Source organism: Paenibacillus lupini (assembly GCF_011761355.1).
Taxonomy (GTDB): Bacteria; Bacillota; Bacilli; order Paenibacillales; family Paenibacillaceae; genus Pristimantibacillus; species Pristimantibacillus lupini.
The window spans coordinates 570,139-590,566 of sequence record NZ_JAASRW010000006.1 but is presented as its reverse complement, the minus strand read 5'-3'; the positions used below and the strand labels follow the sequence as shown (position 1 = coordinate 590,566).

Genomic DNA, 20,428 nt, shown 5'->3' with positions numbered 1-20,428 from the left:
GGATGCAGGTCCTTTTTTTGTTTTTAGGAGTGGCTTGTCTTTATCATCGTTATATCGTAATATTACGATATAATGATATACTGGAGAGATTGAGGTGGGGGAAATGGATAACAACTTTAAAGCGTATGATGATGCCGCTGAGATGCTGAAGGCATTAGCGCATCCTGTACGGCTATGTATTGTAAAAGGGCTGCTCCAGAAGGGCCGCTGCAATGTTTCGTTCATGCAGGATTGTCTTGATCTGCCGCAGTCGACGGTATCGCAGCATCTGCAGAAGCTGAGAAGCGCCGGCATTGTAGCGACAGAGCGAAGCGGGCTGGAAATGCATTATACAATCGCTTCTCCAAAGGTCGCGAGATTGATCCAAGCGATGTTCAGCGACGGAGAGGCTTAATTTTATAAAAGACGCACCATACATCAGGAGGCATACAACAACATGAGTAAAAAAGTGATTATTGTCGGGGGAGTTGCTGGCGGAGCTTCCGCAGCAGCAAGGCTGCGCAGACTCGATGAAGAGGCGCATATTGTTATGTTTGAACGTAATGACTATATTTCGTTTGCGAACTGCGGCCTGCCATATTATATCGGCGGTTCGATCAAGGAACGCAGCAAGCTTCTTGTTCAAACACCTGAAGCAATGTTCAAACGTTTCAATATTGATATTCGGACACAAAGTGAAGTTGTAGCCATTAACCCTGCAGCAAACACGGTGACAGTACGTAACCTCGCAAGCGGTGAGCAATATGAAGAAAGCTATGATCAAATGATCTTGTCACCTGGAGCAAAGCCAATTCGTCCGAATGTACCAGGTGCGGACCATACTTCTATTCTGTCGCTTCGCAACCTGGCAGATACGGATCGGATTAAGGAAAAAGTTACTCAGTCGGACACCAAATCTGCTGTCGTGATTGGCGGCGGCTTTATCGGCATCGAGATGGCGGAAAATCTGAAGGAGCTTGGACTTGAGGTTACGCTAGTTCAATCCGGTGATCAGATTCTGTCTTCATTTGATGGAGAGATGTCAGGTATGATGGCGAAGGAATTAGAAGATAACGGTGTGAAGCTTTTGTTCAAGCAGCAAGTGTTGTCATTCAGCACGTTAGAGCATAATCGTGTGGAAGTCCGTCTGTCTTCTGGAATGGTAGTGCAGACAGAGCTTGTTATTTCGGCTATTGGCGTAACGCCGGATACAGCATTCGTGCAAGGAAGTGGTCTTGCCTTTGGCAGCCGTGGGCATATTGTTGTTAATGACCGGATGGAAACTAATCTACCCAACATCTATGCAGTAGGCGATGCGGTGGAAGTAACGGATTTCGTAAACGGAAGACAGACTGCGATTCCACTTGCAGGACCGGCAAATAAGCAGGGTCGGATTGCTGCAGACAATGTTGCGGGTTTGCCAACTACCTTCAAAGGTACACAAGGTACTTCAATCATTAAGGTGTTTGGCCTTACAGGAGCAGCGACAGGCAATAATGAGAAAACGCTGCGGGCGCAAGGTATTCCGTATCAGGTGACTTACGTGCATCCGAATTCACATGCCGGTTATTATCCAGGTGCAGTGCCGATGACGCTGAAGCTGTTGTTTAATGATGAAGGGCGGATTCTAGGTGCACAAGCGGTAGGGCGTGATGGTGTAGATAAACGGATGGACACGATTTCGACCGTTATGCGATTAAAAGGGACAGTTACAGACTTAACGGAGCTTGAGCTTGCTTATGCACCTCCATTCTCCTCAGCAAAGGATCCGGTTAATATGGCAGGCTATACGGCTGAAAATATTTTATCCGGGCTGACGGATGTATTCGTTACGGAGCAATTAACATCGAGAGATGAGCAAAACGCCATTCTAGTTGATGTCAGGTCTAAGATGGAGCATGATAACGGACATATTCCGGGTTCGATTCTTATTCCTGTAGACGAACTTCGCGGCCGACTGGATGAACTGGACCGAAACAAAGAGATCTGGGTATATTGCCAGGTTGGCCTGCGGGGCTATACGGCTTCACGTATTTTACGTCAGAACGGATTTAAAGTAAGAAACCTCACCGGTGGTTATAAAACATACCTTCTGACTCAATATACGCCAAAGAAAAATGAACAGCCTCCCGTACACGCAGCGGCCGTGAAGACAGTTACTGAAGGGTTGAAAGAAACAGCTGCAGGTATACTGCAAGCAGATGCGACTTTGGATGCCTGCGGATTATGCTGCCCAGGACCCCTTATTCAAGTTAAACAGCAGATCGATGGGCTTAAGGCAGATGATGTGCTGAAAGTAACAGCGACGGATCCGGGCTTTTATGAAGATATCCAAGCTTGGGCAGGAATGACCCATAATCGAGTGGAGAAACTGACCAAGCATCAGGACGGCACGATTGAAGCATTTGTTCGGAAAGGTGATTCAGAGATTGCTTCTGAGGCCAATCAAGCCGTGGTTCAAGGACCAGACAACAGCACAATGATTGTGTTCAGCGGAGATCTGGACAAAGCAATTGCATCGTTTATTATTGCGAATGGTGCTGCATCCAGCGGTAAAAAAGTAACGATGTTCTTTACGTTCTGGGGACTTAACGTTATCCGCAGACCGGAGAAGATTCCAGTATCGAAAAACCTGATTGGCCGTATGTTTGGCATGATGATGCCACGAGGCAGCCGGAAGCTAAGCTTATCTAAGATGAATATGATGGGCATGGGTGCTAAGATGATTCGCGGAGTGATGAGCAGTAATAATGTCTCATCTCTTGAAGAGCTTATTGAGACGGCTATCTCGCAAGGTGTTGAAGTTGTTGCCTGCCAGATGTCGATGGATCTGATGGGTATTCAGAAGGAAGAATTGATTGATGGCGTCAAAATTGCAGGTGTAGGCTATTACCTCGGCAAGGCGGATCAATCCGGTATTAACCTGTTTATTTAAAGGACAACCGTTCATTTCACGTTCATATTGATCTGCTACAATGCAATCAAAATGGGACAGAGAGGAACACGTGAGATGAACAAATGGAAAATCACATTAAGTGGTGTCGTAATCGCGGTAGCCTTGACAGGCTGCGGCTCCAAATCGGAAGATACAACGACAAATACGACGGCTAGTGGTCAAGCTGTACAGCAAGACCAGCAGCAAGGTTCTCAACAAGGTCAAGGGCAAGGCAGAGCAATGATGGGAACCATCGGGAAGATCAAAGCGATAAACGGACAGACGATTACGATTTATAAATCTTCTTTCGAACGTCCTGAGGGAGGCGGAATGGGCGGTAATGGTGCACCTCCGCAAGGTGATGCACCAGCTGGTAATGCTGCCGACACAGGAAATGTTTCTGCTGGCGATGCTGGAGCAGCTTCTGGGAATGGACAAGCTCCTTCTGGCGATCGTCAGAGGAACATGGAGAATATGTTCTCGGATGAAACGATGGATATTACGGTAACTGACTCAACGAAGATCATATCGGCAACCTTTGCAGACGGTAAAATGACCGAAACCGATAAGACACTTGCGGACTTAAAGGCAGATGACATTATTACTGTGCAGCTGAAAGATGATACGCAGGAAGCTGAATCCATTCGGATTGGCGGCTTTGGCGGAGGATTTGGCGGCGGCGGCCGTGGGCAGTTCCAAAATGGCGGAGCTCACGATGGCCAGCAGCCAGCAGACGAGCAGCAAACGACTACAAAATAACAAAAAGGAAGAAGCAGGTGGGCTGCTTCTTCCTTTTTTATCGTTAAGCTATGTTATCTTTCGTTGTTCTTAATACAAGGAGATCGTAAGACTGTCTTTCTCATATAACGAATGGAGCGTCGCTTCACTGCCGACAATCTCTACGCTAATTAAAGATTTGATGCAATTTTTCAAGGCATTTTTGCCTGTTGTAAGTTTGCGGTTCAGCACGTCGGATAACTTCTCGATTGCTTTTTTATTTGTATCGGTTAAGTAAACGGGAATTGTACGATTATTAAATAAAATCATTGTTTTCATATAGAGAATGCCTCCATTCCATTAATAGGCTTTGATATCATTTATACGAATCAAACAAGCAGAAAGTTTCGTCTGAATAATATTTAGCTTACTGTTTGATCCTATTCTAATGGATAAAGATTAAGATAATCTTAAATTTTGGTTATGATTTCTTTACAATTATGCGGAAAATGACTCCAAAATCTGTCATCCGGACTAGCGGAGGAATCGAGTTTACTCAAAAGAATGACAAAATCGCATAAGAAAAGAGTAATAAGACAACTGTTTTTCTATGTCCCATTACCCGTATAATGATAATCGTAAGACTACAATAAACAGACAGTTATAATGAATTACATGATTATATGATAAAAGGAGTGCTTAACGAATGACACGTCCGGGAATCGGTTTACAATTGTATACGCTTCGTGAAGAAACCGCTCAAGACTTCGAAGGTACATTGCGTCAAGTTGCAGCTATGGGCTATGAAGGTGTTGAATTTGCTGGCTACGGAGATATTCCTGCCGATAAAATGAAAGCGCTGCTAGATGAGCTTAACCTGATTGCAATCGGCAACCATGTACCTCTTGTCAATCTGGAAACAAAGATTGAAGAGGAAATTGCTTATCTGAAAACAATCGGAGCAAAATACGCTATTTGCCCTTGGCTTCCTGTTGAAGTACGTGATGCTGAAGCGTGGAAGAAGCATCTTGTAAGCTTCGCGGAATTCGGTAAGCGATTCCAAGAAGAAGGCATTATTTTCTGCTATCATAACCATGAGTTTGAATTTGAAGTTGAGATTGATGGACAAATTGTATTCGATAAGCTCTATGAGACAATTAGTGCAGACCTTCTGCAAGTTGAAATGGATCTTGGCTGGGTACAATATGCGGGCCGCGACACGCTTGAATACATTGCGAAATACGCTGGCAGACTGCCGCTTGTTCACTTGAAAGACTTCGTTAAAAATACAGAAAAAGCGGAAATCGATACCGTTGAGCTTGGCAACGGAGATTTGGATCTTCTGCCACTCATTAAACAATCGGAGCAATCTGATGTGAAATGGCTTATCGTCGAACAAGACCGTTGTGCGAATCCGCCACTTCAATCCGTTGAATCAAGCATCAACTGGCTGAAAGCAAACTATCTAAACTAATAATTGTTTTTTCAAACATAAAAGAGGCAGGGGAAAATAATGAGTAAAGTAAGAGTTGCAGTAATCGGTTGTGGTTCCATCTCCAAACATCGTCACATTCCTGAGTATGCAGACAATAACAATGTAGAGCTTGTTGCCTTCGTTGATCCAGTGATCGAGCGTGCTGAAGAGTATGCAGCGAAACACGGCGGCAAAGCTTTTGCTGATTACGAAACAATGCTGGCTGAGATTAAACCGGACGCAGTAAGTGTATGTACGCCTAACTATCTGCATGCTCCAATGTCTATTGCAGCAGCGAACGCTGGCGCGCATGTTCTGGTTGAGAAGCCAATGGCAGTTACAGACGAAGAAGCGGCAGCAATGAACGAAGCTGCAGCGAAAAACGGTGTGAAGCTGATGGTTGGACATAACCAACGTCTGATGCCTCCACACGTGAAAGCAAAACAAATCCTTGATTCCGGTGTTCTTGGCAAAGTATTGACGTTCCGTACATCGTTTGGCCACCCAGGTCCAGACGGCTGGAGCATCGACGGTGCAGGCAGCTGGTTCTTCCGCAAGCAAGAAGCAATCATGGGCGCTATGGGCGATCTTGGCGTACACAAATCCGACCTTATCCGTTACCTGTTGAACGATGAAGTATCTGAAGTAGCAGCATTTATCGCAACAATTGACAAACCAGGCGATGTAGACGACAACGCAAACGTTATCGTTCGTATGCAAAGCGGCGCAATCGGATCCCTTGTTGCAAGCTGGACTTACTACAAAGGTGAAGACAACAGCACAGTTCTGTGGTGTGAAAAAGGCGTTATGAAAATCGGTACACATCCAGAAGATCAAGTTATTGTTGAGCTTCGTAACGGTTCCATTGATAAGCATAAAGTGGGCGAAATCTCCACAAACACTAAGCAATTGTCGAGCGGCATTGTTGATGAGTTCATCGATTCGATCGTTAATGACACCGTACCAGCTATTTCGGGTGAAGAAGGCCGTAAATCGTTGAAGGTTATTCTTAGCGCATTTGAATCGCAAGCAACTGGCCAGTTCATCAAAGTGAACTAATCACTTTATTAGAAGAAACTCCTCAGAGCATCGCCTTATCAGGTGATTGCAAGAGGAGTTTCTTTTGTTTTTCACTAGTTGAAAACGCTTTCTAAAAGGATTCTAATGTTTCTGCGGACATTGAGTTGAAATATTCAGACATTTTATCGAAACGTTCAATGCCCGCCTGATTTTGCGCTGTTATTGAAAAGTGAGCACTTTCTCATAAACATGCTCAACCCCCTGTTTTTACAGTGAAAACGCACTTCTTGCCAGTTTTTGTGTCATGAAACAGGGCTGAAAGGCATGTTACGATAAGTGGCGTCGGAGGGCAAGTGCTTAACTAGCCAAGCCAAATAAGCAATTATTCTAATATACAATCCTAGGAGGATGATTTCATGAAGATGCAAACATTACGAGTTGGTGTCGCAAGCATAGCAGCAGCAGCGTTGATCAGTGTAGTAGGTGTAACGGCTCCAACTGTAGGTGCAGCACCAGCTGTGAAGACTTACTCCAACTTAAATAACGTTTCGATGGATCAAATCAACGAAATTGCAAAGCAATACGGTATTGATTTGAGCAAAATTACTTTCGGCGGCATTACAATTCAATTGCCTACACAAGTAACTAAGCCAACAACACCTAGCACTGGCACTGGCAACACAACGAAGCCTACAACGCCAACTAAACCAACAACACCAAGCACAGGTACTGGCAACACAACAAAGCCAACAACACCAAGCACAGGTACTGGTAACACAACAAAGCCAACAACACCTAGCACAGGTACTGGTAACACAGGCAACACAGGCAGCGGTACAGTATCCCAAAGCGAGTTTGCAGCACAAGTGGTTACTCTTGTTAACCAAGAGCGTGCGAAACAAGGCCTTAAAGCTTTGACATCTGATGCACTCTTGACTAAAGTTGCAACTGCAAAAGCAAAAGACATGTACGATAACAACTACTTCGATCATAACTCTCCAACTTACGGTTCGCCATTTGACATGATGAAATCGTTTGGAGTGACTTATAGCTACGCTGGTGAGAACATTGCCATGGGTCAAAAATCGCCAACAGAAGTAATGACAGCTTGGATGAACAGTGCTGGTCACCGTGCTAACATTCTTAGCGGTAACTTCACAAAAATCGGCGTTGCTTATGTGAGCGGCGAGTGGGTTCAAGAATTCACAGGCTAATTCATGACCAGTAAATAAAAATGATTTCGGAAACACGCAGCGTCAGGCGTATCCGCCTGACGCTTTCTTTTTAGCAACAAAGGTACTTAGAATACGCAGAAAACCAGGGGGACAACACATATGAAGAAAGCTTCGATGCTTACTACGGCAGTACTAGGCTTATCTCTTATAATTGCCACAGGATCGGTTCATGCGGCCAGTAAAACACATACGGCTGTTGAGGGCGATACATTTTGGAAGCTCTCGCAGAAATATCATGTTTCGGTTGATAAGCTTATGCAAGTGAATTCAAAGGTTAGTGCTTCGAACGTCTATGCTGGACTTAAGATCGTGATTCCAACTACAGCAACTGCAACAGTTAAAGCAGATGCTGCGGCGAAGGCGAAAACGATTAGCGCGCAAAGCGTGATGGATAAAGCAGGAACGATTCATACCTTCAGCAAGCAATTGACTGTAAAGGCAACGGCATACAGCGGTGCTGCTTCAGAGAATGGCGGATGGGCAGGTCTGGATTACTTCGGCAATAAGCTTAAAGTAGGTACAGTTGCCGTTGATCCTAAAGTGATCCCGCTTGGTACAAAGCTATATGTTACAGGCTATACTTACAACGGTCTGCCTACAGATGGTATGGTTGCTACAGCATCTGATGTTGGCAGTGCAATCAAAGGTAATCATATTGATATTTACGTGCCAGGTTCTTCCTCGCAAGCGAGTAAGTTTGGTATTCAAAATGTAAAAGTATATGTCTTGAAATAAGAGTAACCGGAGGCGAATGGGCTTCCGGTTATTTTATTTTAGCAGCAGATTGGTTTAACAGCTCGGGGAGCGTTACAAACTGGTAACCTTTCTGTCTTAGCTGTGAGATTAGAACCGGCAGAGCTTGTATCGTACCGGAGAGATCCTGGCCGTAACCACCACCTGCATGCTGTAAAACAATGGAGCCAGGCTGTAATGTCTTCTTAATATTGCGAAGAATTGAAGTACTGGAAGGGTTGTTCCGCCAATCCACCGAATCAACATCCCAATTCACGACGGTATAGCCGCTCTTTTTTGACCAGGCTACCTGTGCTGGCAGCATTTCGCCATAAGGCGGCCGCACGAATCGGGGGTGATACCCAATGATGCTGCTGACGATAGCATCTGTTTTCCAAATTTGACTGTGAAAATCACGATCCTTGAGCTGGGACATGACGGCATGATTATAAGAATGATTGCCGATAGTATGCCCTTCACGGTGAATACGCTGGACAAGAGCAGGATGCTTGGCTGCGCGGTTGCCAACAACAAAGAATGTTGCGCATACATCGTAGCTGGCAAGTACATCTAAAATTTGTGGCGTGAACCGTGGATCCGGTGCGTCATCGAAGGTTAAAGCCACACGTTTGCTGTTTCTTGGTCCATTGACGATAAAGGCATTCGGGAATTGCTTATGCATCTTTACCCAGGACATATCCGCCGAACGTTTTTTCTTCGGCTGTGATGGGGAAGATGCGCTCGTTTGTTCCACTGATATAAGCAGCAATATAATTGTCAGTACAAAAACAACCCATCTTCTGCTTCTGCCGAGCAGGCCCGAGTTCGGCATTCGCGACATTTTTCTTGCCCCCATTCTTATGTAGTCTGTGGGGCTATTTTTCCCGAACGACAAGGGATCATTCACGATGAAAATTGCAAAAAATAGCGGTGCATGGGTTATCCATGCACCGCTAACGTCGGCTTCCTCATTTATTCGTAAATTTTAGTATAAAGGTTAATGCAAAAGGAGCAGTTCGAATGATTCTGGAGAAGCAGCCGATGCTTACGAAGTAGCTTTCCTTCAGAAAGCTTTTAGCGTTCGCTTTTGCTCGAGGATTCCAACCTTACTTCGCTAATTCAAAGGAATCCTCGAGCAATGGCGGTCGGAAGAACATTCGAATGCGCAGGTTGCATATAGCCTATACAAAGGGACTAATAAAACCCCCTATTTCATTTTGAATACTTGAATTGTGCGTTGAAGCTGAGTTGCCATATTCAGCATCCGTTCTGTCTCTTGGACAACGGCTTGGACGGAAGAAATCTGCTCGTTCATCGATGCAGATACTTGCTGCGTACCAGCAGCAGATTCCTCGGTAATCGCAGAGATATTTTGGATGGCGTCGGAAATTTTACGCGCGCTGTCCAGCATCTGATCACTCTCGCTTGCGAAAGCCGCGATTTGGCGCGTGATGAATTGGACGCTTTGCACAATTTCAGAGAAGACCATTTCGGATTCGCGGATACGCTCCGTCTGAATCTTAACAACCTCTTCGTTAACCTTCATATGATTGATCGTTTGTTTGATGCCTTGATCAATGCTCTTCACCAGACCAAATACTTCTTTCGTTGATGCAGTTGATTCTTCAGCAAGCTTACGAACCTCTTGTGCAACAACTGCGAAGCCCCGACCATGCTCGCCGGCACGGGCCGCCTCAATGGAAGCATTAAGCGACAATAGGTTAGTCTGCTCAGCAATATCAGAGATTGCGGTCGTCATCGCTGTAATGCCTTGTGCCTTACGGGCGAGGTCCGTAATCGTCTCGGAAACCTTCTCAGTTGCCTCCACGTTGCGGCGCATCCCTTCGGACTGCGCTTCGAGTGCTTCACGGCCTTTATCGACAAGGCTTAAAGTGAATTCAGAGCGTTCATTCATTTCTTTCGTAGCGTTCGCATAGTTCGCGACTTTCTTCTCGATCTCGGCGATGGATTCGCTCATGTCAGCGACATCCTCGGAAATTTCATTAGCCCCAGTAGCAAGTTCGTTGGAAGAGGCAGCAACCTGCTCCATAGCTACTTGGATATGATTGTTTTTATCAAAAATATTGCGGCTTGTTTCCGATACATGTCTTGTAATATTAGATGTTTCCGTAAGAATATCGCGAAGCTTGTCTACCATGCTGTTGAAGGCATGTCCAACTTCGCCAAGAGATGCATTTGAAGCGCTGTCAATTCTTTGTGTGAAATCACCTTTCGAAATTCGAAATGCCGCATTCGACATTTCTTCAAACGAAGAGCTCAGTGCTCTTTGGATAAAACCAACTGTTGGATAAGCAACGATTGCCAATACCACCGTTACAATAATGCCTGCAAGGAAGGAGCCGCCGCTTAACAGAATAACTAAATTTAGTGCAATTGCCACTAGCGCCAAATTAAAATAAATGGAAGTCAACAGCTTACCTCTAATCGATAATGAATAGTACCATTGGCTCATTATGTAAGCGCTCCTTTTAATAGAATAACCATATTATAGCATCAGCAGTAAAATTGGTCTATAAATGTCGAATAAGATCGAGAGAACATTTGATAAAGAAAAATATGTAATTGTACGATAATTTCGAAAAAACATAAATTACTATATTGTCAATTAATAGAAAAGATTTTATAATCAGACCTAAGAACTAGTTATAAACATCTAGTTTCCATATTTTAAGGGTAGAAAGGAGGAGAAATAATATGAATTTAGATGCTATGCCATTGGCACGGCAAGTTGATTTTGTTTTTCGTCAATTAGAAGAAGAGCTTACCCATGCCGTTGGAGGGACGGTACACATTCTTATTAGGAATAACGTAGTAGGCAAATTTGCACTTCGGCATAATCCAATTGAAAGTAAAAATGGTAAATTGGAGCAAGAGGATGAGGGAGGAATGACCCCGACTCAAGTTCAAGATTTTCGCAAACTTGCGATTGATGCTTTGAAATTGCGGAAAGATTGGACTCATGGTGAGATCGTGTACGATTTCGCTGTCCGGCAAAACACGGGCACCTGGTCGGCTAGCATCTGCTACGAATCCAATTACAATACATCGAATTGGAGCTATCGATACCAACAACCGAAGCAAAATAGAGGTTTTGATTTTTAATTTCACATAAGAGGCCGTGCGGAAATTAACCGCACGGCCTCTTATGTTCATTTCTTATGTTCATTTTTCAGCCTTAGGTATCTGACCCGAATGCAGATGTGGTATTCCGCTGTTAACCTCATGGTCATGCGCCGCTGCGGGAAGCAGAAATCCGAGCAGAAGCGGAAGCAGGAACAGTCCATAGACAAGGATGCTTTTTAAGGGAGACATCGAATGGTCATGGTCATGATCGTGATCGTGGTAATGATGATCATGATGATGAGAATGATCATGGCTGCATTCTGTACAATCGTCAGAATGAGCTTTTAAGCGCAGAGCGAGAAAGGCTTGATGAACGGCAGCCGCATTAAGTACAATTGCGGACAATTTGACGTAAAGCTCCATACGGGGTGCGAGGTATAAAGACAATTGGCCTAGCCTGTCGAGATAGATAATAAGGAAAGCAAAAGCGGAAAGAAAACCTGCCCGTATCCAATTATGGTTCACCTAATCACCTCCAGCAGCCATACGCTGATCAGGACAAGAGTAAAGGTCATAACGGCAATGGACAGGACGATTCTTGTCCGGAACGCAGACAGCATCATCAGCAGATTTTTTAAATCAATCATGGGCCCAAATACGAGGAATGCAAGCAGTGGACCACGATCAAACATGCCGCCAAACGATGCTGCGATAAAGGCGTCTGAGGTTGAGCAGATCGAGAGCAGGAAGGCTAGCCCCATCATGAAGAAATAAGACAGCACAGGCTGGTTGGCAACAGACTCAAATGCCTGTCGGTCAATGAAGGATTGAATAACGGCTGTTAACAGAGCACCAAATATCAAATATTTGCCCATATCAAAAAATTCATCCGATGCATGGCCAAGTGTGGCGGACAGGCGTGAACCCCAGCTTGGTTTAACCGACTCATGTATTTCTGGATGATCGTGATGATGATGGATATGTTCATGTTTTACTGCAGTTTCTTTCAGCGGATTGCCTTTCATAAATCGATGAAGCAGCAGACCGATGACAATGGCTACGATAAACGCAATGATAATCCGATCGTAAGCCATCTGTGGCTCTGCGCGGAAGGCAGCATAAGTGGATGTAAAGACGATAGGGTTAATAATAGGTCCAGCAAGCAAATACACAATTCCGATATAAGCAGGCATGCCTTTGCGGATTAATCGCCTTACAACGGGGATCATACCGCATTCACATAACGGAAATACCAGACCAAGCAAAGCGCCAAATAGGATGCCTACGATATGATGTTTTGGAGTCAGCTTTTGAATCATCTCATCGGTTACAAATACCTGAAGCAGGGCTGAGAAGATCACACCAAGCAGAATGAATGGAAAGGCTTCTAATATAATGCTTAAAAATACGATCTTGAATTCCTGTGCGCCGCCTGATTCCAATAATAAAGCAAGCGACCAGGGTTGTCCGGCTAAAATAAGGCAGATCATGACTAGACAGCCGATGGCGAGCATCGGTGTCCCGAATCGGAATAACAAGTTCAGCATAGGCCAACCTCTCTTTATTACCATTAAAGATAACGATGATAAACAGCTTATGCGGATCATTTGCCGGATAGGACAACTTTTTAAAGGATGAAGCAGGAGATTGGAATTGGAAGAGGCTTGACATGATGGTAGCGAATTGCGCTATAATCAGGATACGAAATGCGATGATGGGAACAAGTAAGCTCAGGTGTTAATGCGGACAGAGAACTGGTGGAAGGTGCAAACCAGTGCAAGCCTGATTGCTGAATGGATCCTGGAGCGGAAAGCGGAAAGCAGCCAAGCTATTAAGGCGCTGCCAATGCTTCTCCGGCAGTTCCCCGTTACGGAACAATGAAGGCTTATTGGCTAAGACGCATTCCTTTAGTGAATGGATGCGCAGACAATAAGTAAATTAGGGTGGCACCACGGTCCCTCGTCCCTTGCGGCGGGGGATTTTTTGCGTTCATATACGCAGGTTGATGATTATTCAGAATAGAAAAGGGGACGAAATCAATGAAAAAAGTACTTTCAGGCATTCAGCCGAGCGGTCAGCTTACGCTGGGCAATTATATCGGCGCAATGCAAAATTTTGTGAAGCTGCAGGAAACGGAAGAATGCTTCTTTATGGTCGTGGATCTGCATGCGATCACTGTACCGCAGGATCCAGCTATGCTTCGCGAACAATCGGAGTCTGTAGCAGCGCTCTTTATCGCAGCGGGTATTGACCCGGCGAAAGCCAATATCTTCGTACAATCCCATGTGCGTGCACATGCAGAGCTGGGCTGGATCTTAACAACCCTTACAGGTATGGGTGAGCTTGAGCGTATGACGCAATTCAAAGATAAGTCTGCGGGTAAAGATTCAGTTGGCGCAGGTCTGTTCGTGTATCCATCACTAATGGCTGCAGATATTCTTGTCTATAACGCGGACCTAGTACCTGTCGGAGATGACCAGAAGCAGCACTTGGAGCTAACTCGTGACCTTGCAAACCGCTTCAACTCACGCTTTGGTGATTACTTCACAATTCCGGAGCCGTACATTCCTAAGATTGGCGCACGGATCATGTCACTTGATGATGCAAGCAAGAAGATGAGTAAGAGTAACCCGAATGTGGGAAGCTTTATTGCGCTTCTTGATGAGCCAAGTGTTATTCGTAAAAAAATCAGCCGTGCAACCACCGATTCCGGCCGCGAAGTAAAATACGATCCGGCAAACAAACCGGAGATCAGCAACTTGATCAGCATTTACTCGCATTGTGCTAATATTTCCATTGCCGAGGTTGAAGCGCGTTATGAGGGACAAGGGTATGGACCTTTCAAGAAGGATCTTGCTGAGCATGTTGTAAGTGTTCTTGAACCGTTGCAGCAAAAATATAAAGCGATTCGTGAATCCGGTCAAATCCATGAAATCTTGAAGCAAGGCGCAGCACGTGCATCGGAGCTGGCTGACCGTACGCTTGCAGATGTAAAAGAGAAAATGGGCTTCCTGGCACCTCGCGGATAAGAAATCGCGGATAATAAAAAACAAAGGCTGGCGCAATATGCGTCAGCCTTTGTTTTCGTTTTTGCGGCGTAATCTCGCTTTCACTACAAAGCCGCCTCCGATCATAAACAACGTGAGAATTCCAAATAAAACAGCCAGCCATGCGTTGAAAGACATTGAGATTGCAGTGGCACACATAAGCAGAACCGAGACAATGGCAAAGAACAAAGATAGTGATTTAGACAAGGTTTTAACTCTCCTTTATAGATCCTTAATATTATTTTTTGAGGTTAGCATAATTTACGCCAACATGCTCATAATAAGTTTGCAAGCTTGCAAAACACATCACAGTGCTCAACTGAAGGGAGATTATCAGCATGGCTAGCAACAAATCGAGCAATCAATTGGTGGTTCCACAAGCACAAGCAGCTCTTAACCAAATGAAAATGGAAGCAGCACAAGAGCTTGGCGTACAAATCCCAGCAGACGGTTACTATGGTAACGTGTCGACTCGCGAAGCAGGTTCGCTTGGCGGATACATCACTAAGAAACTTGTCCAAATCGCTGAACAACAATTGTCCGGCGGCAACGGCAACTTCCGCTAATCGTTGTTAATACACAATGCTTCAGAGGAAGCCAAAGCTCAAGGGTTAATCCCCTTGAGCTTTTTTCGATGTTTTTCGAGGCACCAACAAAAGAAAAGCCCCTTCTATTGTGCGCCAGGGGCTTTCCTCCGTCAAGTTAGCTAATAGGTATTCATACGCAGCCGCTTCATTAATCGATCGTCACTTAACCATCCGACATAAGAGCCAACCGTTTCATATTCCTTATTCATGAGAAGAACAGCGACGAACGGATATTGCTTGCGATGGCGGTATCTGACATCAGACCAACGGACCTCATAACCCCAGTCATGCTCTTTGACTTCTGCACATGCGAATTTTGTGAAATAGAGAAATGATCGGATCGCATTATCATTCCTTGATTTGGCAACGGCAGGATGATCGGAGCAGCGAACGCTGTCCAACCATCTCAGCTTACCGCCTCGCAGATCGCCAATCGTAAAGCTTCCATCTGCTGCACGCTTGACGATGTTCCAGTGAGACAGTGAAATGGTGGGTATCGCAACATAGGCTTTTGTCCCGTCCGGCTGTGGATCAAGGGAAGGCAGCTTACGAAGCGTGCTTCTGTGTGCGATTGTTCTCCATGTATAATAGAAGATGGTGAACAGATACAGGACCGGGAATATGGCAACAGGATTAGCTAATCCAAACGCCCAGATAAGAATAGCAGCGACATGGGTAGCGAATATAACCGGGTCAAAGATATGGATAATATTCCATGATATCCACTTTTCCGTAAACGGGCGCATCGCTTGGGTTCCATAAGTATTAAATAAATCAGTGAAGACATGAATGCATACGGCGAGTAGTACCCACGATCCGATATGCAGCCAGGGAAGGCTTCCTTGGTAAAATAACTGCAGAAGACCGGTAATGACAATCGTCCATATGGCGATGGCCGGCAAGGAATGTGAGATGCCGCGATGGTTCTTAATATAGCTGGCATTTCCTTTCAGCCTGAGGAAGGTATCAAAGTCCGGGGCCTGCGAGCCGACAATGGTACCAATTAAGACGGCGGTGAAGATGGATGTGTTATTAGCGACGACAGGATCGATACAGGCCAGTCCGGCCAGTCCGATGCCCATGACAAGATGCGTGCCTGTGTCCACAGCTAGACCTCCTAAAATGAATTACAGATGAACTACACACATAAAGCAGATCATTTGGTTTCAATTATGATGTAGTATCAACGGAGAAGCTTCACTTTATCAGTGGCAAATGAAAGGGGTTAATGACAAGCATGTACATATGTTTTGCTGAGTATAAGATAGCTGCGGAGAATAGGATGGATTATTTAGCCTATGCAGATACATTAATGAAGGAATCGGGGAATAACGTCCATTTATATGAAGGAACAGATCAAATCAACTTATTTGTTGAGATCTGGTCAGCCAGCACGGAAGAGGAAGCTGAGGCCATAAAAAAAGAACGCTGCAATGAGCGTTCTCCTTGGTACCGCATTGCCGAATGGATTCCGGGCGGTGCGGACAAAATGCATGTATGGACATTCAAGCCAGTGGGGGTTAGCGAGAATGCCGGTTAGTCATTAGCCTTGGGCCAGCGGTGTTGTATTCGTAATCATTCCGCCTTGGAATGGATATTCATAATTGATTTCGCCATCGAAAGTTACATAATCCAAGTTCAATGACAGAAGCAGGTAACGCATGCCTGTGGAAGGATCGCTAATAATAATATGGTCGCGGCCGGCTGCTTCAATGATGCCACGGAATACTTTGGCGTTCCATTCACGGTTGTTCTCGTATGTCATGTAGAAAGTGGCTAGTTTACCGCGGTTGAGGCGTAAAATGTTCTCTACATAGGACTCTTCGATGACCGGAACGGCAACAATATTGCCACCTGACGGGGTGACGACTGAGCCATTAGGTACCATTGGAAGGGATTGAGCACCCATTGTTCCTGTCATTGGCATTTGCATTGGCATTTGCATTGGCATTTGCATTGGCATCTGCATTGGCATGTTAGGATTTGTGCTGGCAGGAAGAACGGATGGGAATCCACCGTAACCTCCACCTGCAAACGGGCTGACTCCGCCACCATAACCTCCCGTGCTTGCCGGGCTTACACCGTTTTTGTAACCATAACCATAAGACATGCTGTTGATCCTCGCTTTCAATCTTTGGAATTTGTTGGCCTATCAGTATACTCTTGGACAATCATCTCTAGTTGGGATGAAGAAGTACTGTTCATCATTTACTTTGATGACTGCCATATGTGTTGCCCCTTCACTTCTCTTCATCATCTAAAGAGTTGGGCACTTGACTACATACCTATAGTATTGAAAGGTGGGCAAAAGGGTTCCTGATTTATTGTCACAATTTGAGTGGCGAAATGATGAACAATGGCGCCTGACGTTGTCACAGCACCTATTTTTCTGTATGATTAAAAACGATTCATCAATGAAAATGTATAGGCGCGTGAAGGCGTGCCTTGTTGCATAACTCGGGAGGCTCGCTTCGTGTTGAAAGATTTAATTGCCTTAACCAAACCACGGCTGCTCCGGCTTAATGTATTTGCTGCGATAGGCGGTTTCTGGGTCGCTTCCAAATGGGATTTTGACTGGTTGAAGCTGCTATGGGTCGTCATCGGCTCAGCGATTACAATAGGTTCCGCTTGTGTTATTAATAATTATTGGGATCGTGAGCTTGATCAGAAGATGGAGCGGACGAAAGATCGTGCATTGCCGACAGGCCGTCTACAGCCTGGTTTTGTTCTGGGGTATGGTATTGTGCTTGGGATTGTTGGTCTTACGATATTGTTTGTCCTTGTTAATCCTGTTACCGGCTGGCTTGGATTCTTAGGCTGGTTTGTCTATATCTTTGTTTATACAATTTGGCTGAAGCGTACGTCGACTTGGAGCACCTCAATCGGCGGTATTTCCGGGGCAATGCCTCCGGTACTTGGTTACTGCGCGGTTACGACTGAAGTAGATATGGGGGCATGGCTCCTGTTCGCCTTCTTGTTCTTGTGGCAGCCGGCGCATTTCTGGTCGCTTGCTATTCGCCGGGTAGAAGAGTACCGTACAGCTGGTTTCCCGTTGCTTCCCGTTGTGAAGGGGATTAAACGGACGAAGCTGCAAATGATTCCTTATGTCGTATTACTAATTCCAACTTGCGTGCTGCTGTATGCTTATGGGTACACAGGAATTGTATTCCTGATATTGTCTGTAATCGCCGGGATTGTTTGGACTGTGCATACGATTCGAGGAATTAAGGCTGAAAATACCGAGAAATGGGCGAAGGTTAACTTCCTTATTTCCGTTAATTATTTGATGGTGATCTTTATCGTCATGATGGCAAATACCGTGAAGTAATCTTCTCAAGTTAATGCTTTCGAAGTAAGAATCATCGAAACTGGCCAAGACTGGCCAATTGTGCGGTAATTCTTTTAAGGGAAGGACGAGAACTTATGGCATTTCTAAAAAAACATAGCTTTAAACTCGCCGTGCTGGCGCTATGTTTGGCAATGGGCATTTATTTATTCATAACGAACTATTCAAGCGGCGGGACCAGCTCCATGCCGGTGCAGAAGGCTGCACCGGCCTTCGAGATGGCCGACATTGATGGCAATCAGGTATCACTTGCCTCAACAAATGGCAAAGCCCGACTTGTTTATTTCTATTATGCGAGCTGTCCGGATGTATGTCCTCCAACTACCTTCATGATCTCAGAGGTTGAGGATCAGCTTCAGAAGGAAGGACTGCTTGGATCAAAGGTTGAACTCATCTCGATTACATTTGACCCGGTAACGGATACACCAGAAGTTATTAGAGATTTCGCTACACGTAACTTTGCGAAGCTTGAAGGCGGCTGGGAGTTCCTGCGCGGGGATGAAGAGGCAACGCTGAAGCTTGCAAGGGATTTTGGAGCAGATGTCATCAAGGATGAGAAGACTAATACCTATATACATATGAATGTTATTACGCTCGTTGATAAGAAAGGCCAAATACGCAAATGGATCAACGGCAGCGACGAATCTCTGACACCTGAAAGTATGGTAACGGATTTGAAGCAGCTTGCGAAGGAATAAGCGATGGATATCTTTTGGCACATATTATGGAGTAACGTACTGCCGCTCACATTGATGATAGCTGTTGGCTTCACAATGCAGCGGCTTTTTTCATTGGATATCAAAACCTTATCGAAGCTGAACTTTTATGTATTTTCTCCATCGGTCATCTTTAATCTGCTGTATACAACGGACATATCCGCGAGCTTGATCGGGCAAGTGCTCCTGTTTGTAGTCATATTTATGATGTTACAGGCTGTTATTGTGGAGTCGGTTGTCCGCTTAAGGGGACTTGAGGGCGGTATGCGCGGGGCGATGCGCAACAGCGTATTGTTCTATAACAGTGCGAATTACGGGATTCCGCTTAACCAGCTTGCTTTTGCTGCTAATCCTTTTACCTTATCGATTCAAATTATCGTGATGGTGACCCAGTCCTTGCTGCCGAATACATATGGGATTTATAGTGTGAATGCTCATAAGATGAGCTTGCGGGCAACGATGCGGACCATTATGTCTCAGCCTATTATTTATGTGATCCCGCTCGCCTTCCTGCTTCATGGGTTTCAGATTCAATTGCCGCAGCCGATCGTAACACCTATTACTTATCTGTCAAATGCCTTTATTGGTACAGCGCTTGTTACGCTTGGTGTGCAGCTTGGTAATATGAAGTGGGAGCTTAACCCGGTTCTGATCAAAAATGTCCTGCTCGCGAACGGGCTACGCCTTGTCGTTGGACCAGCATTAGCGGCCCTTGTAGTCTGGGGACTAGGATTTTTCTTATCCATTGATCATCTGATGGCGGCCGCTTTAATCGTGTCTTCATCCGTGCCGACTTCACTAAGCAGTGTCCTGCTGGCTGTAGAGTTCGACAATGAGCCTGAATTTGCTTCACAAACCGTATTTCTTTCAACCGTGCTCAGCATCATAACCGTTGCTGTTGTTATATTCCTTCTTCATATTTAACAGGATATTGGATGTACGACTCGAGACCGGCTTTTTCAAATTGTTCAATGAGGTAATCCTCAGGCGTATGTTCTACACCCGGATAACCTCGGCGGGTATAGATATGTTCAGCATCAGGGAATAGGTCCCGGAGAATACCTCGGATCCGCTTGCCGGAGGAATCATTATCTGTGAAAATAAATACGTCTTTGCTGCCTACCTGCTTACGCAGCTTCTCAAGCTGGAGGGTACCAGGCGTACCGAAGGTGCAGAAGATTGGTACTGCTTCATCGAGTACTCGGCGAATACGGCTTTTGTCGTTTTTGCCCTCTACAATAATAGCGATATCCATTGCAGTCACCAGCCTTTTATTCTATAGGTTCTTATGTGTAGTGTAGCCAAATTCGCTCCTTGTGAGCAAGAAAAAGATTCCTAATAAAAAGGGGACGGAGCATGGGCTCCGTCCCGTTTTCATTGTATTCAAAGGGGAATCTTAATGGCAGATTGTGCAGATGATGATTACGAGCAGGATGAACAATACGAGGATGGACCCCACATTGTTAAAGCCGCCTCCGCGATGATCGCTTACAGGTGAAACATGAATTTCAGACATCTAAGTCACCCCTCTCTAGCAAGCTTCAAAGTCATGCTGA

The 20,428-nt window shown here is 45.2% G+C and carries 24 protein-coding genes and 1 other annotated feature; of the genes, 14 read left to right on the top strand and 10 right to left on the bottom strand.

Annotation, left to right across the window (positions count from 1 at the left end):
* Nucleotides 1-103: 103 nt before the first annotated feature.
* The 3 genes from FHS17_RS21765 (at nt 104) to FHS17_RS21755 (ending at nt 3,673) form a co-directional block, all read left to right on the top strand.
* A complete protein-coding gene (locus FHS17_RS21765; protein WP_167280536.1) occupies nt 104-394 on the top strand; it encodes an ArsR/SmtB family transcription factor in 291 nt (96 codons plus the stop codon).
* 42 nt (nt 395-436) lie between these two features.
* The gene (locus tag FHS17_RS21760; protein ID WP_167280535.1) at nt 437-2,914 is read left to right on the top strand and encodes a CoA-disulfide reductase; all 2,478 of its coding nucleotides are present in this window, start codon (nt 437-439) and stop codon (nt 2,912-2,914) included.
* 75 nt (nt 2,915-2,989) lie between these two features.
* Complete coding sequence (locus FHS17_RS21755) at nt 2,990-3,673, top strand: hypothetical protein (protein ID WP_167280534.1); 684 nt, start codon at nt 2,990-2,992, stop codon at nt 3,671-3,673.
* Between the two features lie 69 nt (nt 3,674-3,742).
* On the opposite strand, the gene FHS17_RS21750 is transcribed toward FHS17_RS21755, so the two are convergent.
* Complete coding sequence (locus FHS17_RS21750; RefSeq protein ID WP_167280533.1) at nt 3,743-3,970, bottom strand: 3-dehydroquinate dehydratase; 228 nt, start codon at nt 3,968-3,970, stop codon at nt 3,743-3,745.
* Nucleotides 3,971-4,337: 367 nt separating this feature from the next.
* On the opposite strand from FHS17_RS21750, the gene FHS17_RS21745 reads away from it, so the two are divergent.
* From FHS17_RS21745 to FHS17_RS21730, 4 genes are all read left to right on the top strand, one after another.
* On the top strand, nt 4,338-5,105 hold the full coding sequence (locus FHS17_RS21745) for a sugar phosphate isomerase/epimerase family protein (protein ID WP_167280532.1): 768 nt from the start codon (nt 4,338-4,340) through the stop codon (nt 5,103-5,105).
* Between the two features lie 39 nt (nt 5,106-5,144).
* Nucleotides 5,145-6,164, top strand: a complete 1,020-nt coding sequence (locus FHS17_RS21740; protein WP_167280531.1) for a Gfo/Idh/MocA family protein — start codon at nt 5,145-5,147, stop codon at nt 6,162-6,164.
* Nucleotides 6,165-6,541: 377 nt separating this feature from the next.
* Nucleotides 6,542-7,339, top strand: a complete 798-nt coding sequence (locus tag FHS17_RS21735) for a CAP domain-containing protein (protein ID WP_167280530.1) — start codon at nt 6,542-6,544, stop codon at nt 7,337-7,339.
* Nucleotides 7,340-7,459: 120 nt separating this feature from the next.
* Nucleotides 7,460-8,095, top strand: a complete 636-nt coding sequence (locus FHS17_RS21730) for a 3D domain-containing protein (protein WP_167280529.1) — start codon at nt 7,460-7,462, stop codon at nt 8,093-8,095.
* 28 nt (nt 8,096-8,123) lie between these two features.
* Here FHS17_RS21730 and FHS17_RS21725 read toward each other — a convergent pair whose 3' ends face one another.
* Both FHS17_RS21725 and FHS17_RS21720 read right to left on the bottom strand, forming a co-directional pair.
* On the bottom strand, nt 8,124-8,933 hold the full coding sequence (locus tag FHS17_RS21725) for a polysaccharide deacetylase family protein (RefSeq protein WP_243865471.1): 810 nt from the start codon (nt 8,931-8,933) through the stop codon (nt 8,124-8,126).
* A gap of 366 nt (nt 8,934-9,299) precedes the next feature.
* Nucleotides 9,300-10,565: a methyl-accepting chemotaxis protein gene (locus FHS17_RS21720; RefSeq protein WP_167280528.1), complete on the bottom strand. Its 1,266-nt coding sequence runs from the start codon at nt 10,563-10,565 to the stop codon at nt 9,300-9,302.
* Between the two features lie 242 nt (nt 10,566-10,807).
* On the opposite strand from FHS17_RS21720, the gene FHS17_RS21715 reads away from it, so the two are divergent.
* A complete protein-coding gene (locus FHS17_RS21715) occupies nt 10,808-11,215 on the top strand; it encodes an O-methyltransferase (RefSeq protein ID WP_167280527.1) in 408 nt (135 codons plus the stop codon).
* Nucleotides 11,216-11,275: 60 nt separating this feature from the next.
* On the opposite strand, the gene FHS17_RS21710 is transcribed toward FHS17_RS21715, so the two are convergent.
* Together FHS17_RS21710 and FHS17_RS21705 are read right to left on the bottom strand one after the other, a co-directional pair.
* The gene (locus tag FHS17_RS21710; RefSeq protein WP_167280526.1) at nt 11,276-11,701 is read right to left on the bottom strand and encodes a DUF1980 domain-containing protein; all 426 of its coding nucleotides are present in this window, start codon (nt 11,699-11,701) and stop codon (nt 11,276-11,278) included.
* Nucleotides 11,698-12,723 carry a permease gene (locus FHS17_RS21705; RefSeq protein WP_167280525.1) on the bottom strand — a complete coding sequence of 342 codons (1,026 nt, stop codon included), beginning with the start codon at nt 12,721-12,723 and terminating at the stop codon, nt 11,698-11,700. Before FHS17_RS21705 ends, FHS17_RS21710 begins: the two co-directional genes overlap by 4 nt.
* Before the next feature lie 155 nt (nt 12,724-12,878).
* Nucleotides 12,879-13,146 (top strand) — a binding site (T-box leader).
* A 69-nt stretch (nt 13,147-13,215) separates the two neighbouring features.
* Here FHS17_RS21705 and trpS point away from each other — a divergent pair.
* Nucleotides 13,216-14,205, top strand: coding sequence for a tryptophan--tRNA ligase (trpS, locus tag FHS17_RS21695; RefSeq protein ID WP_167280523.1), 990 nt, complete (start codon nt 13,216-13,218; stop codon nt 14,203-14,205).
* Nucleotides 14,206-14,247: 42 nt separating this feature from the next.
* Here the strand turns inward: trpS and FHS17_RS21690 are convergent, their stop codons facing one another.
* The gene (locus FHS17_RS21690) at nt 14,248-14,430 is read right to left on the bottom strand and encodes a DUF5325 family protein (RefSeq protein WP_167280522.1); all 183 of its coding nucleotides are present in this window, start codon (nt 14,428-14,430) and stop codon (nt 14,248-14,250) included.
* Between the two features lie 131 nt (nt 14,431-14,561).
* Here FHS17_RS21690 and FHS17_RS21685 point away from each other — a divergent pair, with 131 nt between their 5' ends.
* The gene (locus tag FHS17_RS21685; RefSeq protein ID WP_167280521.1) at nt 14,562-14,789 is read left to right on the top strand and encodes an alpha/beta-type small acid-soluble spore protein; all 228 of its coding nucleotides are present in this window, start codon (nt 14,562-14,564) and stop codon (nt 14,787-14,789) included.
* A 140-nt stretch (nt 14,790-14,929) separates the two neighbouring features.
* On the opposite strand, the gene FHS17_RS21680 is transcribed toward FHS17_RS21685, so the two are convergent.
* The gene (locus FHS17_RS21680) at nt 14,930-15,916 is read right to left on the bottom strand and encodes a metal-dependent hydrolase (RefSeq protein ID WP_167280520.1); all 987 of its coding nucleotides are present in this window, start codon (nt 15,914-15,916) and stop codon (nt 14,930-14,932) included.
* 176 nt (nt 15,917-16,092) lie between these two features.
* Here FHS17_RS21680 and FHS17_RS21675 point away from each other — a divergent pair, with 176 nt between their 5' ends.
* Nucleotides 16,093-16,350: a hypothetical protein gene (locus FHS17_RS21675; RefSeq protein WP_243865470.1), complete on the top strand. Its 258-nt coding sequence runs from the start codon at nt 16,093-16,095 to the stop codon at nt 16,348-16,350.
* Between the two features lie 3 nt (nt 16,351-16,353).
* Here the strand turns inward: FHS17_RS21675 and gerQ are convergent, their stop codons facing one another.
* Nucleotides 16,354-16,920, bottom strand: coding sequence for a spore coat protein GerQ (gene gerQ, locus FHS17_RS21670; RefSeq protein ID WP_167280518.1), 567 nt, complete (start codon nt 16,918-16,920; stop codon nt 16,354-16,356).
* A 342-nt stretch (nt 16,921-17,262) separates the two neighbouring features.
* Here gerQ and cyoE point away from each other — a divergent pair, with 342 nt between their 5' ends.
* The 3 genes from cyoE to FHS17_RS21655 all read left to right on the top strand — a co-directional run bounded on the left by cyoE (nt 17,263) and on the right by FHS17_RS21655 (nt 19,796).
* Nucleotides 17,263-18,138 carry a heme o synthase gene (cyoE, locus tag FHS17_RS21665; RefSeq protein ID WP_341805889.1) on the top strand — a complete coding sequence of 292 codons (876 nt, stop codon included), beginning with the start codon at nt 17,263-17,265 and terminating at the stop codon, nt 18,136-18,138.
* A 95-nt stretch (nt 18,139-18,233) separates the two neighbouring features.
* Nucleotides 18,234-18,854 (top strand): SCO family protein, encoded by a 621-nt coding sequence (locus FHS17_RS21660; protein ID WP_167280516.1) that lies wholly within the window; start codon nt 18,234-18,236, stop codon nt 18,852-18,854.
* 3 nt (nt 18,855-18,857) lie between these two features.
* The gene (locus FHS17_RS21655) at nt 18,858-19,796 is read left to right on the top strand and encodes an AEC family transporter (RefSeq protein WP_167280515.1); all 939 of its coding nucleotides are present in this window, start codon (nt 18,858-18,860) and stop codon (nt 19,794-19,796) included.
* On the opposite strand, the gene FHS17_RS21650 is transcribed toward FHS17_RS21655, so the two are convergent.
* Together FHS17_RS21650 and FHS17_RS21645 are read right to left on the bottom strand one after the other, a co-directional pair.
* Nucleotides 19,774-20,127 (bottom strand): toprim domain-containing protein, encoded by a 354-nt coding sequence (locus FHS17_RS21650; RefSeq protein ID WP_167280514.1) that lies wholly within the window; start codon nt 20,125-20,127, stop codon nt 19,774-19,776. The two genes, FHS17_RS21655 and FHS17_RS21650, sit on opposite strands and share 23 nt — an antisense overlap.
* Before the next feature lie 141 nt (nt 20,128-20,268).
* Nucleotides 20,269-20,388 carry a dihydroorotate dehydrogenase gene (locus tag FHS17_RS21645; protein ID WP_139230780.1) on the bottom strand — a complete coding sequence of 40 codons (120 nt, stop codon included), beginning with the start codon at nt 20,386-20,388 and terminating at the stop codon, nt 20,269-20,271.
* Nucleotides 20,389-20,428 lie beyond the last annotated feature (40 nt).

Coding starts and splice junctions, on each gene's coding strand:
- FHS17_RS21765 (WP_167280536.1), top strand. CDS start 104: ATGGATAACAACTTTAAAGCGTATGATGATGCCGCTGAGATGCTGAAG.
- FHS17_RS21760 (WP_167280535.1), top strand. CDS start 437: ATGAGTAAAAAAGTGATTATTGTCGGGGGAGTTGCTGGCGGAGCTTCC.
- FHS17_RS21755 (WP_167280534.1), top strand. CDS start 2,990: ATGAACAAATGGAAAATCACATTAAGTGGTGTCGTAATCGCGGTAGCC.
- FHS17_RS21750 (WP_167280533.1), bottom strand. CDS start 3,970: ATGAAAACAATGATTTTATTTAATAATCGTACAATTCCCGTTTACTTA.
- FHS17_RS21745 (WP_167280532.1), top strand. CDS start 4,338: ATGACACGTCCGGGAATCGGTTTACAATTGTATACGCTTCGTGAAGAA.
- FHS17_RS21740 (WP_167280531.1), top strand. CDS start 5,145: ATGAGTAAAGTAAGAGTTGCAGTAATCGGTTGTGGTTCCATCTCCAAA.
- FHS17_RS21735 (WP_167280530.1), top strand. CDS start 6,542: ATGAAGATGCAAACATTACGAGTTGGTGTCGCAAGCATAGCAGCAGCA.
- FHS17_RS21730 (WP_167280529.1), top strand. CDS start 7,460: ATGAAGAAAGCTTCGATGCTTACTACGGCAGTACTAGGCTTATCTCTT.
- FHS17_RS21725 (WP_243865471.1), bottom strand. CDS start 8,933: ATGTCGCGAATGCCGAACTCGGGCCTGCTCGGCAGAAGCAGAAGATGG.
- FHS17_RS21720 (WP_167280528.1), bottom strand. CDS start 10,565: ATGAGCCAATGGTACTATTCATTATCGATTAGAGGTAAGCTGTTGACT.
- FHS17_RS21715 (WP_167280527.1), top strand. CDS start 10,808: ATGAATTTAGATGCTATGCCATTGGCACGGCAAGTTGATTTTGTTTTT.
- FHS17_RS21705 (WP_167280525.1), bottom strand. CDS start 12,723: ATGCTGAACTTGTTATTCCGATTCGGGACACCGATGCTCGCCATCGGC.
- trpS (WP_167280523.1), top strand. CDS start 13,216: ATGAAAAAAGTACTTTCAGGCATTCAGCCGAGCGGTCAGCTTACGCTG.
- FHS17_RS21685 (WP_167280521.1), top strand. CDS start 14,562: ATGGCTAGCAACAAATCGAGCAATCAATTGGTGGTTCCACAAGCACAA.
- FHS17_RS21675 (WP_243865470.1), top strand. CDS start 16,093: ATGGATTATTTAGCCTATGCAGATACATTAATGAAGGAATCGGGGAAT.
- gerQ (WP_167280518.1), bottom strand. CDS start 16,920: ATGTCTTATGGTTATGGTTACAAAAACGGTGTAAGCCCGGCAAGCACG.
- FHS17_RS21660 (WP_167280516.1), top strand. CDS start 18,234: ATGGCATTTCTAAAAAAACATAGCTTTAAACTCGCCGTGCTGGCGCTA.
- FHS17_RS21655 (WP_167280515.1), top strand. CDS start 18,858: ATGGATATCTTTTGGCACATATTATGGAGTAACGTACTGCCGCTCACA.
- FHS17_RS21650 (WP_167280514.1), bottom strand. CDS start 20,127: ATGGATATCGCTATTATTGTAGAGGGCAAAAACGACAAAAGCCGTATT.
- FHS17_RS21645 (WP_139230780.1), bottom strand. CDS start 20,388: ATGTCTGAAATTCATGTTTCACCTGTAAGCGATCATCGCGGAGGCGGC.